The organism is Oceanobacillus caeni, assembly GCF_019037185.1.
Classification (GTDB): Bacteria; Bacillota; Bacilli; order Bacillales; family Amphibacillaceae; genus Oceanobacillus; species Oceanobacillus caeni.
Genome location: NZ_JAHHXM010000023.1, coordinates 36,202 through 52,968, shown reverse-complemented (window position 1 = coordinate 52,968; position 16,767 = coordinate 36,202). Strand labels below are relative to the sequence as shown.

Annotated in this window: 16 protein-coding genes, 1 tRNA gene and 1 rRNA gene; 13 read left to right on the top strand and 5 right to left on the bottom strand. The window is 35.8% G+C overall.

Going from position 1 to position 16,767, the window contains the following annotated elements:
• Window positions 1–73, top strand: a 5S ribosomal RNA gene (rrf, locus tag KM885_RS18330); the annotation flags it as partial.
• Window positions 74–708: 635 nt separating this feature from the next.
• On the opposite strand, the gene motB is transcribed toward rrf, so the two are convergent.
• On the bottom strand, window positions 709–1,476 hold the full coding sequence (gene motB, locus KM885_RS12450) for a flagellar motor protein MotB (protein ID WP_047185563.1): 768 nt from the start codon (window positions 1,474–1,476) through the stop codon (window positions 709–711).
• Window positions 1,466–2,266 carry a flagellar motor stator protein MotA gene (gene motA / locus KM885_RS12445; RefSeq protein ID WP_216884075.1) on the bottom strand — a complete coding sequence of 267 codons (801 nt, stop codon included), beginning with the start codon at window positions 2,264–2,266 and terminating at the stop codon, window positions 1,466–1,468. Before motA ends, motB begins: the two co-directional genes overlap by 11 nt.
• Before the next feature lie 431 nt (window positions 2,267–2,697).
• Here motA and KM885_RS12440 point away from each other — a divergent pair, with 431 nt between their 5' ends.
• From KM885_RS12440 to KM885_RS12425, 4 genes are all read left to right on the top strand, one after another.
• Window positions 2,698–3,978, top strand: coding sequence for an ABC transporter substrate-binding protein (locus tag KM885_RS12440; protein ID WP_060668715.1), 1,281 nt, complete (start codon window positions 2,698–2,700; stop codon window positions 3,976–3,978).
• Window positions 3,979–4,049: 71 nt separating this feature from the next.
• Complete coding sequence (locus tag KM885_RS12435) at window positions 4,050–5,138, top strand: ABC transporter ATP-binding protein (protein WP_047185560.1); 1,089 nt, start codon at window positions 4,050–4,052, stop codon at window positions 5,136–5,138.
• A complete protein-coding gene (locus tag KM885_RS12430) occupies window positions 5,135–6,004 on the top strand; it encodes a carbohydrate ABC transporter permease (RefSeq protein ID WP_047185559.1) in 870 nt (289 codons plus the stop codon). The genes KM885_RS12435 and KM885_RS12430 overlap by 4 nt, the downstream gene beginning before the upstream one ends.
• A 15-nt stretch (window positions 6,005–6,019) precedes the next feature.
• Window positions 6,020–6,844 carry a carbohydrate ABC transporter permease gene (locus KM885_RS12425; RefSeq protein WP_275276477.1) on the top strand — a complete coding sequence of 275 codons (825 nt, stop codon included), beginning with the start codon at window positions 6,020–6,022 and terminating at the stop codon, window positions 6,842–6,844.
• 113 nt (window positions 6,845–6,957) lie between these two features.
• Here KM885_RS12425 and KM885_RS12420 read toward each other — a convergent pair whose 3' ends face one another.
• A complete protein-coding gene (locus KM885_RS12420) occupies window positions 6,958–7,791 on the bottom strand; it encodes a metallophosphoesterase family protein (protein WP_052771736.1) in 834 nt (277 codons plus the stop codon).
• A 251-nt stretch (window positions 7,792–8,042) separates the two neighbouring features.
• Between KM885_RS12420 and KM885_RS12415 the strand changes: the two genes are divergently transcribed.
• The 6 genes from KM885_RS12415 (at window position 8,043) to KM885_RS12390 (ending at window position 12,566) form a co-directional block, all read left to right on the top strand.
• A tRNA-Met gene (locus KM885_RS12415) sits at window positions 8,043–8,119 on the top strand.
• A 357-nt stretch (window positions 8,120–8,476) separates the two neighbouring features.
• Complete coding sequence (tsaE, locus tag KM885_RS12410; RefSeq protein WP_216884074.1) at window positions 8,477–8,929, top strand: tRNA (adenosine(37)-N6)-threonylcarbamoyltransferase complex ATPase subunit type 1 TsaE; 453 nt, start codon at window positions 8,477–8,479, stop codon at window positions 8,927–8,929.
• Between the two features lie 12 nt (window positions 8,930–8,941).
• On the top strand, window positions 8,942–9,640 hold the full coding sequence (tsaB, locus tag KM885_RS12405) for a tRNA (adenosine(37)-N6)-threonylcarbamoyltransferase complex dimerization subunit type 1 TsaB (protein ID WP_204798634.1): 699 nt from the start codon (window positions 8,942–8,944) through the stop codon (window positions 9,638–9,640).
• Between the two features lie 2 nt (window positions 9,641–9,642).
• Window positions 9,643–10,092, top strand: a complete 450-nt coding sequence (gene rimI / locus KM885_RS12400) for a ribosomal protein S18-alanine N-acetyltransferase (protein WP_047185555.1) — start codon at window positions 9,643–9,645, stop codon at window positions 10,090–10,092.
• Complete coding sequence (gene tsaD, locus KM885_RS12395; protein WP_060668712.1) at window positions 10,089–11,099, top strand: tRNA (adenosine(37)-N6)-threonylcarbamoyltransferase complex transferase subunit TsaD; 1,011 nt, start codon at window positions 10,089–10,091, stop codon at window positions 11,097–11,099. Before rimI ends, tsaD begins: the two co-directional genes overlap by 4 nt.
• Before the next feature lie 294 nt (window positions 11,100–11,393).
• Window positions 11,394–12,566, top strand: a complete 1,173-nt coding sequence (locus tag KM885_RS12390; RefSeq protein WP_060668711.1) for an FtsW/RodA/SpoVE family cell cycle protein — start codon at window positions 11,394–11,396, stop codon at window positions 12,564–12,566.
• A 132-nt stretch (window positions 12,567–12,698) separates the two neighbouring features.
• On the opposite strand, the gene KM885_RS12385 is transcribed toward KM885_RS12390, so the two are convergent.
• A complete protein-coding gene (locus tag KM885_RS12385) occupies window positions 12,699–14,624 on the bottom strand; it encodes an ABC-F family ATP-binding cassette domain-containing protein (protein WP_145524115.1) in 1,926 nt (641 codons plus the stop codon).
• A gap of 155 nt (window positions 14,625–14,779) precedes the next feature.
• Here KM885_RS12385 and KM885_RS12380 point away from each other — a divergent pair, with 155 nt between their 5' ends.
• Window positions 14,780–15,415: a redox-sensing transcriptional repressor Rex gene (locus KM885_RS12380; RefSeq protein ID WP_047185551.1), complete on the top strand. Its 636-nt coding sequence runs from the start codon at window positions 14,780–14,782 to the stop codon at window positions 15,413–15,415.
• Between the two features lie 31 nt (window positions 15,416–15,446).
• On the opposite strand, the gene KM885_RS12375 is transcribed toward KM885_RS12380, so the two are convergent.
• A complete protein-coding gene (locus KM885_RS12375; RefSeq protein WP_060668709.1) occupies window positions 15,447–16,148 on the bottom strand; it encodes a CPBP family intramembrane glutamic endopeptidase in 702 nt (233 codons plus the stop codon).
• 324 nt (window positions 16,149–16,472) lie between these two features.
• On the opposite strand from KM885_RS12375, the gene groES reads away from it, so the two are divergent.
• Entirely contained in the window at window positions 16,473–16,757 is a 285-nt protein-coding gene (gene groES, locus KM885_RS12370) for a co-chaperone GroES (RefSeq protein WP_047185549.1), read from the top strand.
• The last annotated feature ends 10 nt before the right edge of the window (window positions 16,758–16,767 follow it).

The following is a 16,767-nucleotide window of genomic DNA, read 5'->3' as shown; positions in this document are numbered from 1 at the left end:
AACACAGAAGTTAAGCTCTCCAGCGCCGATGGTAGTTGGGGGTTCCCCCTGCGAGAGTAGGACGCCGCCAGGCAATATGGAAAGACAGGATATGATAGAAAAATCATATCCTGTCTTTTTTGCAGATAGGAAAACCACCATAGCGTCCAAGGGTATGCCACCGCCATTTATCATGAAAATGGATTTCTAGCCAAAAAAAGAAGTATAAACTTCAATTGTTTCTAGTTATACCAACATTACAACTGGTTCAAAAAAATTTGGCGGACTTTTAAAGGGGATACGCTATTAGGAAACGGTCGGAAAAAGTTGTTCCATAATTGTACGGCTGAACAGAATCACATCCATCAGATACTTCATGATGTGAATATCAACTTACTTCTGTTCTTTCTTATATTTTTGGTAAGATAGGGCGTAAAATCTTGGAAGCTATAATAAATAAGAAAAGAATCTAGTATATCATCTTTAAATCAACAAACGGCTAAAAGCCCTTCAAAAAATAAAAATGAGGGGCCTGGCTTAGTGCTGCCTTTGTAGATTAGTATTTTTTATCCTATCTAAACGGGCAGTAAGACTCCCACCTTAAGCTTCTGGGAAAACAAAAGGTGGGTGGGAGTCTTACTGCCCGTAAAGGTTCGGTAAGTGCGAATAACCATCAGTGGGGGATGAAGGAAAGCCTCACTAACGGAAGTCTTCTTTATACAAAGATATTTACTCTGTGATATTAATTTCATAATTAGGCAGAATTAGTACTTCTACGCGTCTATTTTTCTCCCTGTTTTCTGCACTTGTATTGGGAACAACAGGCTTGTTTTCACCATATCCTTTCGCACTAAACAGGGCAGGATCTAATTTCTCGTTTTCTAGGATAATTTGCATGAAATTAAGTGCTCTAGTTACACTTAGATCCCAATTTGATGCATAGCCAGAATTATGAATTGGCACATCATCACTATGTCCACTAATTACGATTTCATGCGGTGGATCGGCAACAAGTAAATTAGAAACCTCTCTTGCCACCTTTTCTCCATCTTTCTTCACTTCAGCACTACCAGAGTCAAAGAAGACATTATTTACAATCGTAATTAATAGTCCTTCTTCCGTTAATTTGGTTCCTATATCCCCTTCAAGATGTTGCTCCTGGATATAGGTATTAATACTACCCTGAATGCCTTGCAACTTTTCAAGCTCGAGTTCACTACTTGTTTTATTTTTTTCTTTATTTTCATCATTTTCATCGTCTTCCTTTTGTGCTGTAGGTATCTCATTAGGTTGCTTATTCTGGTCTAGAATTCCAATTCCACCAGAAGAAAACTCACTTTCAAACACTTGGGAGAGTCGTTCGTATTTCTCAGCATTAATATCACTCATGGCAAAAAGTACAATAAATAATGCAACTAATAATGTCAACAAATCAGAATACGGAAGGAGCCATGATTCGCTAATGTGATTACTTTTCTTTTTCTTTCTACGCATCATGATCCTCCCGTTGATTATTTTTTTTTTTTAGTTCAGCAAGTTCCTTTGTTGCGATAAAAGCTCCTAATTTATCTCTCACCATCATCGCAGAATTTCCATTAGCAACGGATAGAATCCCCTCTACAATCAGCTCTTTTTGCCGAATTTCTTGTTTTGACTTTTCCCGTAATTTATTAGCAAACGGATGCCATAAGACATATCCAGTAAAAATTCCTAATAATGTTGCGACAAAAGCAGCAGAGATTGCATGGCCCAGCTTCTCGATATCTGTCATATCCCCTAATGCAGCAATCAATCCAATTACGGCTCCTAATACTCCCAGTGTTGGTGCATAGGTTCCTGCTTGCGTAAAAATTGCCGCACCTTCTTCATGCCTTGCTTCCATTGCATCGATTTTTTCTATCAACACTTCTTTAATATAGTCGGGAGACTGCCCATCTACAACGAGTTCAATCCCAGACTTAATAAATGGATCATCCATGTTAGTTAATTGACTTTCCAAAGACAGTAGTCCTTCTTTACGAGTTTGATCTGCCATCTCTCCAAATGTTTGGATTAATTCTTTATTGTCCGTTTGCTTATTCTCCGTAAATAGTATTTTTAAGAGCGCTGGTACCTTTTTTAAAGTGTTCATTGGAAAGGCAATAGTAACGGCTGCTATCGTTCCTAATAGGATAATTAAAATGGCAGCTGGATTGACTAAGGCACCTAAACCAACACCTTTAAGTACCATCCCAATACCTATTGCAATTATCCCTAAAATTAAACCAATGACCGATGTTATATCCATTAGTTGTTATACCTCCTTAAAGTTTAACAATAGGTTGATTTTAATTAGCAACCTATCCCATAACTTATATATCGGTAAAAATAACAGGATAGTTGATAATAGGATTATATATTTTTCGTAAAGTCTGTTGTTAATCGGATACCGTATTCCGTCTATAACTTCTTCTGCAAAGACATTTTCAGCAATGTCCGTTCTTCTATGCAAAAATCTGTTCTATACGTTCATTCCCTAGAACATATTCTTAGTCAATTTTTCATCCTTCATTTTGAATACGCACCTTTAGATAGAAGCTACTATTAACAAAAGTTAACATTGACTTTAAATCTAGTTAATAGTTATCTGTTACATTAATAATTGTATTCACGGAGGAGAAGCATTTCATTAATCGGTAACTAGAATTCCAATTTTAAAAACAATGGGGGAATGGGAATATGAAGAAGGTTTCGTATTTATTAATATTCATTGCGATGATGCTTTTACTAGTGGCTTGTGGAGATGGTGAGGCAGCTAATTCAGACCGTGATGGCCCAATTGAAATTACATATTGGTATGCATGGGGAGATAAGATTGGGGAAAACAATGAAAATCTAGTGAAACAATTTAATGAAATGCAGGATGAAATCCATGTTACTGCGGAATTCCAAGGTAACTATGATGAGTTACAATCAAAAACACAAGCAGCGTTTGCAGCTGGTAATGCTCCTGAAGTAACACAAAATGAAATTTCTTCAATTGAAACATTTGCAAAATCCGATATGATCCAAGATTTATCAAAATTTGTGGAAGAAGATGCGGAAGAAATTAACATGGAAGATTTTAATCCTGGTTTAATGGGGAACTCTTATGTAGATGACAAGCTCTATGGCCTTCCTTATTTAAGAAGTACTCCTATTGTCTATATTAATAAGACGATGTTTGAAGAAAAAGGGATTGACCCTGAGTCTATTCAAACTTGGGAGGATTTTCAATTAGTAGCAGAAAAATTAACAGATGATGAACATGTTGGGATTTCGATGCCGGTAGATATTTGGTTCTATGAGGCATTTGTTGCTCAAGCTGGTGGAGAAATGTTCGATAAGAATGGAAAGATTGCTTTTAACGGAGAAAGTGGAGTAGAGGCTCTAAATTTTTGGAAGGAAATGGTGATAGAGGGAAGGATGCGTGTTCCAGGTGGAGAACCACAACAAGCAGCTGACATGGCAAGACAGGATTTTGCTACTGGTCGTGCGGGAATGTATTTCTCTTCTACAGCTGACTTAACTTTAATGATGCAACTAGCGGAAGAAAATGGGTATAAATTAGAAACGATTATGTTCCCTGAAAATGAAAAACGTAGTGTCCCAACTGGTGGAGCGAATTTAGTTATGACTTCTGGATTGGATGAGAAAAAACAACAAGCTGCATGGGAGTTCATTAAATTTATGACTGCTCCAGAACAGACCGCTTATGCAAGTAGCTACACTGGATATTTGCCAAGCAGACTTTCTTCTGTGGAATCTGATACGATGCAAGAGCTCTATGAGGAAAAACCGCAATTTAAAGTTGCGGTAGACCAATTACAATATGGAAATGCCCGCCCAATGATTGAAGGATATCCTGAAGTACAAAAAATTCTTATAGAAGAAATTCAACGTTTAATGCTTGATACAAGCCTAGATGCACAGGATGTGTTAGATCAAGCCGCTGAGCGTTCAGCAAGTTTGATTAAATAAATGGTTTCACATAGGAACGGGCGTTTTGTGTCACGTTCCTATGTATCAATTTAACGTTAAGGGGTTATAACATGGCTAAAATCCAATTAAAAAATGTATCGAAAGTATATGGGAATAACAAAGTAATGGATGACATGAATTTGGAAATTCAAGATGGATCGTTTACTGTTTTGGTTGGTCCTTCAGGATGTGGGAAATCTACGACACTACGACTTATCGCTGGTTTGGAGGAAGTTACTTCTGGTGAAATTTGGATTGGCAATCATTTAGTGAATGAAGTGGCGCCTGGGAAAAGAGGAATTTCCATGGTTTTTCAAAACTATGCATTATACCCAACGATGACGGTGCAAGGGAACATCGAATTTGGCCTGGAAAATATGAAAATACCAAAAGCAGAGCGGAAAAAGATGGTAGATGAAATCGTGGAGATTGTGGACCTTACCGAGTATTTAGATAAAAAGCCACAAAACTTGTCTGGTGGACAGCGTCAACGTGTAGCATTAGCTCGAGCAATGGTAAAAAAGCCAAATGTCTTTATTTTTGATGAACCATTATCTAATTTAGATGCGAAATTACGGGGGCAAATGCGGACGGAGTTAATCCAATTACACAAACGCTTAGGAACTACTTTTATTTATGTGACTCATGATCAAGTGGAAGCAATGTCGATGGGAGATGAGATTGTTATTTTAAATAAAGGTCACATTATGCAGCAGGCAGCACCGATGGAAGTGTATCATAATCCGGCAAACCAATTTGTAGCGCAATTTATCGGTACACCAGCAATGAATGTTATATCAATCGCAATGTTAGAAGGAAAACTTGGAAAGATAATCGATGAGCGAATTTTTTACATTGGTTTTAGGCCGGAACATGTGGAAATACAAACAGCAGAGGAAACGACTTCCGGAATACATCTACCTTGTGAATTGTTGACAATAGAAACACTGGGATCTGAAACATTGTATTTGGTGAATAGCGATGCAGGGCAGTTTCAAGTAAAAAGCTTTAACAACCCATTAATGAATACAGAAAAAATTCATGTCACCATTCCATTTGATAAATTGTATTACTTTGACACACAGGGTAATCGGGTTTATGTGGATGAACTTCCTTTTGAAAGTATGGGTAAAGAGGTTAGGGGAGAGGTGCTCATATGAAAGTAGCGAAGTGGCGCCCATACCTTTTAATCACGCCCGCAATCATCGTTTTTTTAGTATTTTTCATTCAACCGATTTTTTACATGATTTATTTAAGCTTTCATGATTGGAATTTCATTAGTCCTGATAAAACATTTGTTGGCCTTGAAAATTTCAAAGCATTGCTATCGGATCCGATGTTTTTGCAAGTAATTCGCAATACGTTGATGTACACCTTTTTCACGGTGTTGTTTTCAATTAGTATTGCGCTCCTTATGTCTATTTGGTTAAACAGGCGAGGCTGGATGTACAGCTTTGTTCAAGGTGCGGTTTTCAGTCCACATATTATTTCCCTTGTATCGATTGCGATGCTGTGGATGTGGATTATGGATGCGGACTATGGTTTACTAAACTGGATTTTAAGTTTGGTTGGGATGGATAAAGTGCCATGGCTAACGGATCCAAATACAGCTTTAGCTTCACTTATTATTATCGCGGTGTGGAAAAATATTGGGTACTATACTTTAATTATTATTGCAGGATTACAAAGTATTCCAAAACATTTATATGAAGCGGCTGCCTTGGATCAAACTAGTAGCTTTCGACGATTTACGAAAATTACGTTTCCCATGTTATCGCCAAGCATATTTTTCCTAACAATTATTGGTATTTTGGACTCCATTAAGGTGTTTGAAACGATCAGCATTATTACAAAGGGTGGACCGCTTAACTCAACGAATACCCTTGTGTACTACATATATGAAAATGGTTTTATCTTCTTTAAAATTGGCTATGCTTCTGCAGCTGGTGTGATATTACTAGTCATTCTAAGCATTGTTACATTGATTTATTTTAAAGTTCTAGGTAAAAGAGTTCATTATCAATAGAAGGGAATGTATACGTTGAAAACATCCTTACCTATAAAAATATTGAATGTGATTGGTTTGATTGTGGTCGTTATTATCTTCGCTATGCCGTTTATCTGGATGATTTCCACAAGTTTAAAAACATTAGGAGAAACGATGATTTTTCCACCAAAATGGCTTCCAGATGAACTTATATGGGAAAACTTCATGGAAGCATGGAATTCCGGGCCATTTCTGCAATATTTTATAAATAGTGTCATTGTTTCGGTTGGTATTTTAATGTTGCAATTTATTACGGTAATTCCTGCTGCATATGCATTTGCAAGGTATGAATTTCGCTGCAAAAATATCTTGTTTGGGTTAGTTATGGTGACTATGATGATTCCTGCTCAACTTATTTTCTTGCCTGTGTTTTTAAATTTAAGTGAATGGCGGCTTCTTGATACCTTATGGGGATTAATCTTGCCATTTGCGACAAGTGCATTCGGGATTTTCATGTTGCGCCAAACGTTTAAGCAAGTTCCGGAAGAATTATTAGAAGCGGCACGTTTGGACAATTCATCGGAGTTTAAAATAATGATGAAAATGATGGTGCCAATGGCCAAACCAACATTAATTACATTGGGGCTATTCAATTTTATTACACACTGGAACGATTATTTCTGGCCACTTGTTATGACAACAACGGAAAGGGCACGTACCCTTCCTGTTGGAATTGCGCAGCTGCGCCAAGTGGATGGTGGTGTCGCGTGGAATATTTTAATGGCCGGTAACGTTATTCTAGTTATCCCGATTTTGATTACTTTTTTCTTTGCACAACGTCAAATTATTCGGGCATTTACGTATACAGGGGTTAAGTGAATAAGGGAAGTGGGCTTTGAGAAGAGGCTCACTTTTTTCTAAATAACTTTGTAGTCGCTAAGATCTAATCTTTTCTAAAAAACCAAGGCACCGAGTAGGGGCCTTGGTTTATCTTAGACATATAAAGTTTTCCTAATTATTTTTTCCCGGTTTGGTGTGGTGCCAATACCTAGAGGATTCAATTGAAAATGATTCATGTTTGAACCGATTATTTCCGCAAGTCCCCTTAGTTCTGAGTTCCCTATATGAATAGATTGAATGGATATTTCTTTATCATCTATTTCCAATAAGCGGATACTTTGATCATCTAGTACAGCACTTGTTTGAACAAAGGTCCAGTTATCTATCGTTTCAATCGAATCTTTGTGATTATGGCCATTTATATAAATTCCGTTCCCTTTCTTTTTACGTAAAATATTAATAATGGGTACTTCAGGTACGATTGATAGGTATGGATAATTCGAATTTGCTGTTGTGTCGTAAACCGGATGGTGGGCCAAGATAACTACAAGTTTTTCCTCACTTTGTACAAGTTCATCTTCCAACCATTCTAACTGCTCGTCGCTTAAGTAACCGCTATGGTCTTCATGATTGTGATCACGGGCCGTTTCTAAGGAGATAAGGTTTACTTGATCGGTCTCAATCGAAATATTTTGTTTCATATTGGAAATGTTTAATGCCTCTACTCTTGGAATACCGTATAAATCATGATTGCCAAAAGTGTGAATAAATGGTTTATCGTATTTTCGAATGATTTCATAGACTTCATGCCATTCGTCATCTTTTCCAAAGTTGGTTAAATCACCGAGGGAAACATAGTAATCTGCTTTAATTTCAAAAAAGGATTGAAGAAATTTAGCATAAAATTCATCTCTAGCTTCTTTTACCTCCTTATCTTTATGAATCATAGATGGGTAATGTAAATCTCCAAAAATAGCAATTCTCAAAATTATCCTCTCCTTATTTTTTGTTATCTTCATTATAGCGGTGGAATATTAACGGAAAGTGGATAATGTGTTAAGATTGGTTAAAGTTAATAGAAATTGGTATCATCAGTTTGATTCTAAAAACTTTATTGACAGAACAGTAAGCAATATGGTATATTATATTGGTCCTATTTGATTAGGGTTGTGTATGAGTAACCTCATAAGCACATGGTATCTTTAAGGACATGCATATCATAAAATATCTCTCATATCGCGGGGTGGAGCAGTCTGGTAGCTCGTCGGGCTCATAACCCGAAGGTCATAGGTTCAAATCCTATCCCCGCAACCAAAATATTCCAATTAACTTCGTAAGCTAATTAGGAATCAAGTATGATTAAACGACTCATCTTTATGAATATTCTCTTGTAGCGGAAATTTACTATAAAGGAAATGACCGCCATTTTTAAATAAGATTACTTTTAAATACACATGATTTAATCATAAAATCATGTGTTTTTTAGTATTCAAAATAAATAATTAAGCTATTTTTATACACACTGAAAAACATAATAAATCGGTATTAAAATTCCTTACTTTGCCACATTAATTTTTTCTTTTCTTATTCTTTTTGCTATCATTAGGGTAGTTTGAATAAAATAGTTTAAGTTCTTGAGATAGAGCTAAGGTATAAAAAGTAGGTGAATAAGTGAGTAAACACCAAATGGTTTCGAATAGTGCGGAAGAAACTAAATTAATAGGAGAAAGATTGGCTTCTTTACTTGAAGCAGGCGATGTTTTAACACTTGAAGGTGACCTAGGGGCTGGAAAGACAACATTCACCAAAGGAATTGCAAAAGGCTTAGGGGTAAAACGTACAGTCAATAGCCCAACTTTTACCATTGTGAAGGAATATGAGGGTAGGCTACCATTGTATCACATGGATGTGTATCGATTAGAAGATTCCGATGAGGATATTGGATTTGACGAATATTTCAATGGTAATGGCGTGTCTGTTGTTGAATGGGCTCAATTTATCGAGAAATATTTACCGACAGATCGACTTGATATAAGAATAAAATATAATGGGGATTCGAGGATTTTAGAGTTTTTGTCGAATGGTTCCCATTTTGAATCTATCATTAATGAATTGATGAGTTAGGAGTTACAATATATGAACGTTCTTGCAATTGATACGTCTAATCAAGCAATGGGTGTTGCTCTATTAAAAGATGATGAGATAATTGGAGAAATGGTTACGAATATAGCAAAGAATCACTCCGTTCGCCTAATGCCTGCCGTTGAGAAATTGATGACGGAAGTCTCACTAACACCAGATCAATTAGATAAAATTGTCGTAGCTAAAGGTCCAGGTTCTTATACTGGAGTTCGTATTGGGCTTTCCATAGCTAAATCAATGGCTTGGGCTTTGGGAATTCCTGTAGTAGGTGTCTCAAGTTTGGAAGTACTTGCCTATCAAGGAAGATTTTTTGATGGATATGTATTCCCATTTTTTGATGCTAGGCGGGGGTTGGTTTATACGGGTATTTATCAATCCCAAGGTTCTAGGTTGAGATTAGTATATGAAGAAAAGAATTTATCAATGGAAGATGCTTTATTGAAGTTAAAAGAAGATCATAAAAAGGTATTATGTTTGAGTCCTGATATAATCAAACATAAGGATAGTATTCATCGTGTTTTAGGAGATTTAGCAATCATTCCAGAAGGGCCTTTTCATATAGCGAATCCAGGATTCTTAGGTTTAGCTGGGTTATATAAAGAAGCGGATCAGACCCATACATTAACACCAAACTATTTAAGATTGGCAGAGGCTGAGGCCAAATGGCTACAAGCGCAAAAGGAAAATAAGTAAAAATGGCAGAATTGGTTATTCGAGAAATGATATTTGCTGATGTGGAGCAGGTAATGGAAGTGGAAAAAGCATCCTTTACGACACCATGGACAACAGATATCTTTTATAAGGAATTAATAGATAATGAACATGCGTATTACTATGTTATGGAGATAGATAAGAAAATTGTCGGGTTTGTAGGAATGTGGATTGTGATAGACGATGCACAAATTACAAATCTTGCTATTCTACCGGAGTATAGAGGTAAAAAACTAGGTGAAAAACTATTCAAATTTGTCATGCAATGGCTTCAAAGTGTCCAGGTGAAGAGACTTTCTCTTGAAGTACGTGTGTCCAATATAGCTGCACAAAAGTTATACCGTAAGTTTGGCTTAGTACCCGGTGGGATTCGGAAAAATTATTATACGGATAGCGGAGAAGATGCTATTGTCATGTGGGTGAATATAGTATGAGTAAAGACACAATTATATTAGGAATTGAGACAAGTTGTGATGAAACAGCCGTTGCCATTGTGAAAAATGGGACGGAGATTATTTCTAACGTTGTTTCTTCTCAAATTGAAAGTCATAAGAGATTTGGAGGAGTTGTACCTGAAATTGCCTCCAGGCACCATGTAGAACAAATGACACTAGTGTTAGAACAAGCATTTGATGAAGGACAGATTACTTGGAATGAAATTGATGCAATTGCTGTTACAGAAGGTCCAGGGCTAGTAGGGGCTTTGTTAGTAGGGGTAAATTCAGCTAAGGCTTTGGCTTTTGCAAAACAAAAACCTTTAGTTGGTGTGCATCACATAGCTGGTCATATATACGCAAATCGTTTGGAACAGGAGTTTGATTTCCCTCTATTAGCATTAATTGTTTCTGGTGGACATACAGAGCTTGTCATTATGAAAGAGCATGGACAATATGAAGTTATTGGAGAAACTCGTGACGATGCTGCTGGTGAAGCTTATGATAAAGTAGCGCGTATGCTAGGACTTCCCTATCCAGGTGGTCCACACATTGATCGATTAGCACATGAAGGAAAAGAGACAATTGATTTTCCACGTGCTTGGTTGGAAGATGGAAGTTATGATTTTAGTTTTAGTGGATTGAAATCAGCAGTTATTAACAAAATCCACAATGCCAAACAACGTGGTGAAATGTTAAAAGACGAAGATATCGCTGCTAGTTTTCAGGCAAGTGTAGTAGAAGTACTTACCAAGAAGACGTTAAGAGCAGCAAAGGAATACAAGGTAAAACAGGTAATTGTTGCAGGAGGCGTTGCAGCAAATAAAGGGTTAAGAACAGCTTTGGCGAATGCTTTTTCCGAAACGGATATCCCTTTATATGTTCCTCCATTATCGTTATGTACGGATAATGCAGCAATGATTGCAGCAGCTGGAACGATTAATTACTGGAATGGAAAACGCGCAGGTCTCGATTTAAACGCTAATGCTTCCTTGTTATTAAAATAAAACGAGTTATCAACAATATTGTGGAAAAGTTGTGTAAAACTTAGTATAAAAGCACTTTGTGTGTGAATAACCTTTGTGGGTAACATCGGTTGATTTTGTGGATAATGTGTATAAACATGTTCACAATTAGATATTACAGGGAATTTTGAGATTTCCTCTTGTGGATAAGTGAATTGTCATCCTTTGAAAGGTAGTTATCCACAAACGTAATGGGAGTGAAATCTTTTTACTGTCATTTTCGTCTAGTAACTTGTACTATAATTCGATTTAGATTAGAAATTTGGTGATTGTTAAATGAATAAGAAACAATCTTATTATATGCAGACAGATTTAATTATGTTATTTATCCTATTTGTCTGTGTTAGTTTATTAGCAATTTATAATGCACAACAACTTGAACAGTATGGTGGAGAAAATTTTGTTCTTAAACAAGTTGTTTGGTTTACAATCGGTGCATTAATAGTAGCAGCAGTACAGTATTTTGATTTAGAACAGATTTATAAAGCAAGTCTATATATTTATATTGGTGGAGTTGCTATTCTGGCTTTATTATTAATAAGTCCAGATTCCATAGCTAAGCCTGTAAATGGAGCAAAAGCTTGGTTCACGCTACCAGGGCTATCTTTACAACCCGGAGAATTCGTGAAAATCACGACGATTTTATATCTTGCACGAGTCACTAGTCATCATAAAGAAAAATATGAAGCTAGTAATTTAAAAACGGATTTTATGTTACTGTTAAAGTTAATTGTCGTTACCGCTATTCCTGTTTTTTTGATTATGGAGCAACCAGACTTCGGGACAGCAATGGTGTACTTGTTCATATTAGGTATGATGATTATCCTTTCCGGTATTAGTTGGAAAATTATTTTGAGTTTAATTGGCGCAGGAGCTGCAGCCGGCGGGTCATTGCTCTGGTTTATTATAAAATTCCCGGATATTGCACAAGAAGTGATAGGAATTCAACAATATCAAGTAAACCGTATTCTTACCTGGTTTGATCCTACGCAAACGAGTAGTGATGCAAATTGGCATTTTGATCGTGCTCATATGGCCTTGGGTTCAGGACAGTTAATGGGTAAAGGACTGAATGGTATAGAAGTTTATTATTCCGAAGCGCAGACGGACTTTATTTTTTCTGTGATAGGGGAAAGCTTTGGATTTATTGGTAGTGCACTTGTTATTTTCCTATACTTTATTCTTTTGTATAAGTTGGTTACGTTAGGTTTAAATATAAACAAGCATTCTTCATTTGGTTCTTATTACAGCTTTGGAATCCTTAGTTTAATTCTCATTCATGTCTTTCAAAATATTGGAATGACATTAGGGATTATGCCGATTACCGGTATTCCATTGTTGTTAATAAGTTATGGAGGAAGTTCGGTTTTATCCACAATGATAGGACTGTCTGTGATCTATCGAATATCTGTGGAACAAACGATTCAAAATGATTATTTGTTCAAATAAGCAAAGGCGGAAGCGCCCGTTTCTTAAGACAAGATCTAAATAAGCTAAATTTATATATTTTCTTACTTAATAAAAATAGTGTTGGAGCTAAATAAAAAGACGGTGGTATCTTTATTACATACCACCGTCTTTTTATATTTCTTCTTGTAATGTCGTCCATTCTTCCATATATTCTTCAACGTTATTTTTTAATGCTATCATTTTTTCGTTTAATTCAAAGGATTTTTCGTGGTCTTGGAAGATTTCTGGTTCCGCCATTTTTTCCTCTATTTCGGATATTTTTAGTTCTAATGAGTCGATGAGTTCCTCTAATTCTGTAATTCTTCTTTGTTTTTTTCGCAATAAACTTTGCTGCTGCTTATCTAATTTAAAATTCCGCTTTTTATCTTCTGTGTTCTGAATCGGTTGTTTTTCCTGTTCTAATCGCTTGTGTTCAGCTTCTTCAGCTTTCTTTTCTAAATAGTAGTCGTAATCACCAAGATAGACAGAAATCCCGTCACGGTTCATTTCAGCAACTTGATCCGTTATTTTATTAATAAAATAGCGGTCATGCGAAACAAAAATAATGGTTCCCGGAAAATCAGTTAACGCAGCTTCTAGAACTTCTTTGCTGTCGATATCTAAGTGGTTAGTTGGTTCATCAAGAATAAGGAGATTAGCTTTTTGCATCATAAGCTTAGCAAGGGCGAGGCGTGCTTTTTCTCCTCCACTTAATGCTTGTACTGGTTTTAACACATCGTCCCCACTAAATAAGAAGTTTCCTAGAACCGTTCGGATGTCTTTTTCATTAATCGTTGGGTATTCATCCCACAGCTCATTTAAAACGGTTTTGGTTGAGGACAATTCCGCTTGTTCCTGATCATAGTACCCAATTTGTACGCCTGTTCCGATTTGGATATCACCAGAGGATTTTTTTAATTTGCCTAAAATGATTTTGAGCAAAGTTGTTTTACCAACCCCATTTGGACCAACAACTGCAATTCTCTCCCCGCGATTGACATCCAAATTAATATTGGAAAATAAATTCTCATTTTCTCCGTCATAACGAAAAGCGAGATTTTTAATTTTAAGTACATCATTCCCACTTCTTTTTGTGATTTGGAAGGAAAAAGAAGCTGATGATTCATCACCAAGAGGTCTGTCTATTCGTTCCATCTTTTCAAGTTGTTTTCTTCTACTTTGGGCCCGTTTCGTTGTGGATGCTCGTACAATATTTCGCTGGATAAAATCCTCCATTTTTTTGATTTCAGTTTGTTGCTTTTCAAATGCTTTTAAAGCTTGCTCATATTCCTGGCTTTTTTGATCCAGATATTTACTATAGGAACCATAATATTTCTTCGTTTTATGTCGAGAAATTTCATAAACAATGGAGACGGTTTTATCCAAGAAATAGCGGTCATGGGATACAATGACTACGGCTCCGGGATAACTATTTAAATAAACTTCTAGCCATGAAAGAGTGTCAATATCTAAATGGTTGGTTGGCTCATCTAGTATAAGTAATTGTGGTTTTAAGAGTAGTAATTTACCTAATGCTAGCCTTGTCTTTTGACCACCACTTAGATCGGTGATTAGTGTATCATAGTCATAATCTTGGAAGTTTAATCCGTTTAATACGGCTTTAATGTCAGATTCATATGTGTATCCACCGTTTGTTTGAAAATCAACTTGTAACCGATCATATTCTTTCAATAAATTGTTATAAGCTTCACTAGTAAAATCTGTTACTTGTTCCATCTTCTTTTCTACTAATCTTAACTGTTTTTCCTGTTCTAATAATGGGTTAAAAACTTCAAGCATTTCATCCCATATGGTTTTTCCAGATTCTAAAGCCATATGCTGGGAAAGATAGCCAATCGTTACATCTTTAGGTTTAATTAACTCACCTTCATCATAGGAAAGTTCGCCAGCCATTATTTTCAATAGCGTCGACTTTCCAGCACCATTTCTTCCGACAATGGCGATACGTTCCTTATCTTTAATTTCTATTTTAATATTGGACAGAATTTCTTCTGCACCAAAGGATTTCGATAGTCCATTCAGTTGCATCAGTATCATTGTGATTTCACCTCAATATCTTTCATTCTACCTTACCTACAAATATAGAAGCAACATAATTAATTTGTGAAAAACATCACGACTTTTTGTTGTAATTCTGCTAAAATGAAAGAGACTATAGAATAGATGATTATGAATTGAAGAGAGGAAAAGCAATGGATCAAAACAAAATACCACAAGCTACTGCAAAACGCCTGCCATTGTATTATCGTTTTCTAAATAATTTGAATCAGCAGGGAAAAAGACGCGTCTCCTCAAAAGAACTGAGTGAAGCGGTAAAGGTTGATTCTGCAACAATCCGTAGAGACTTTTCTTACTTTGGAGCTCTAGGTAAAAAAGGTTATGGATATAACGTAGAATACTTGTTGGGCTTTTTTCGAAGTACATTAGATCAACATGAAGTAACAGAAGTAGCATTGATAGGTGCGGGTAACTTAGGTACAGCGTTTTTAAAATATAGTTTCTTGAAAAATAATAATATACGTATTACAAAGGCATTTGATGCAGATTCATCGAAGGTTGGAAAAGATATTGACGGTGTACCTATCTTTCATGTAAGCGATTTAGAGGAAGAGTTAGAAAATATTCGTGTTGTAATTTTGACAGTACCCGCTTCAGAAGCCGAGGAAATTGCGGAGAAATTAGTTAATCTAGGTGTGAATGGAATTTTAAATTTCACTCCTGCAAGAATCACGGTTCCAAGTCATGTTCGTGTTCATCATATTGATTTAGCGGTTGAATTACAATCACTTGTATATTTCTTAAAACATTATCCATTAGAGAAAGAGTAGAAGGAGTAGCGGATTCGCTACTCCTTCTTTATTATCCTAGAAAAATCATTTGCAATTGGTCAAGCTGCCGTTGAATTTCCTCGGGTGTTAAGGAATATTGGGCAATGACAGTCGTTGTATTTAAAGCAGCATGAACAATGATTGGTGTTAAAATTCGCTTTGTTTTTACATATAAATAGGCAAACACAAACCCCATGGATGAATAGATAAGTATATGTTGAAACTCTCCATGAATTACTCCGAAAATAAAAGCAGAAAGAAGCGCTGAGATAAAAAAGTTCAGCCTTTTGTATAAACTTCCAAAAATAATTTTTCTAAAAATAACTTCTTCTAGAATTGGAGCAATAATGGCAGGTATAATCATAAACAAGGGAATGGTTCTAGAAATATCCATAATATTCTGTGTATTGCTAGACCCTGTTGAAATACCTAAAACTTTCATTTCAATTAACGATGCAAGCACTTGTACAAAATATGCCAAGAAATAACCGATGACCGACCACAAAATGATATTACTAGTTGTGGAAGCTTCCCGGTGAAGTGGCATTTTCATATCTGTTTTAAGAAGCAAGAGTGTAATAAGTAATGCTAAACAGAAACTGATAATACTCCAATAAATCACTATTTCCGTATAGGAATTCGGAAAGTAATTTAGGGCAATTAGTGCAGCGGGGAAGCTTGATAATTGTGTAATAATATACGTCAAAATGATATACCAATATCTTTTAGGCAATATAAAACGACTCCTTTTAATTAAGTATAGCGATGGTGTTAGTATAAGTATATGAACGACCTTTAATAGGTATAATGAGAAAGTTCATTTTTATAGAGAAAAATTTACATGTTTCTTCACATAGTTGTTATTTTAACATAGGTATTTTGTTTACTATAGTAAGAGGTGCTTCTGTTTATAAAAATATATAATTTTTTAATGAACAATGCTTGCATTTTTTTTAGGAATTCATTATTATATTAATTGTGATTAGCACTCGTTAATGGTGAGTGCTAATAAATAAATGTAAAATAAAAAATGGAATAGTCAAGGAGGCTAATGTACATGATTAAACCACTAGGAGATCGTGTTATTATCGAGCTTGTTGAACAAGAAGAAAAGACTGCAAGCGGTATCGTACTTCCAGACTCAGCGAAAGAAAAACCGCAAGAAGGTAAAGTTGTGGCGGTTGGTACTGGTCGTGTTTTAGATAATGGTGAAAGAGTACCCCTTGAAGTAGCTGAAGGTAACCAAATTATCTTCTCTAAATTTGCTGGTACAGAAGTTAAATACGAAGGTACTGAATACTTAATTTTACGTGAAAGTGATATCTTAGCTATCGTCGAATAAGTTGAGATCT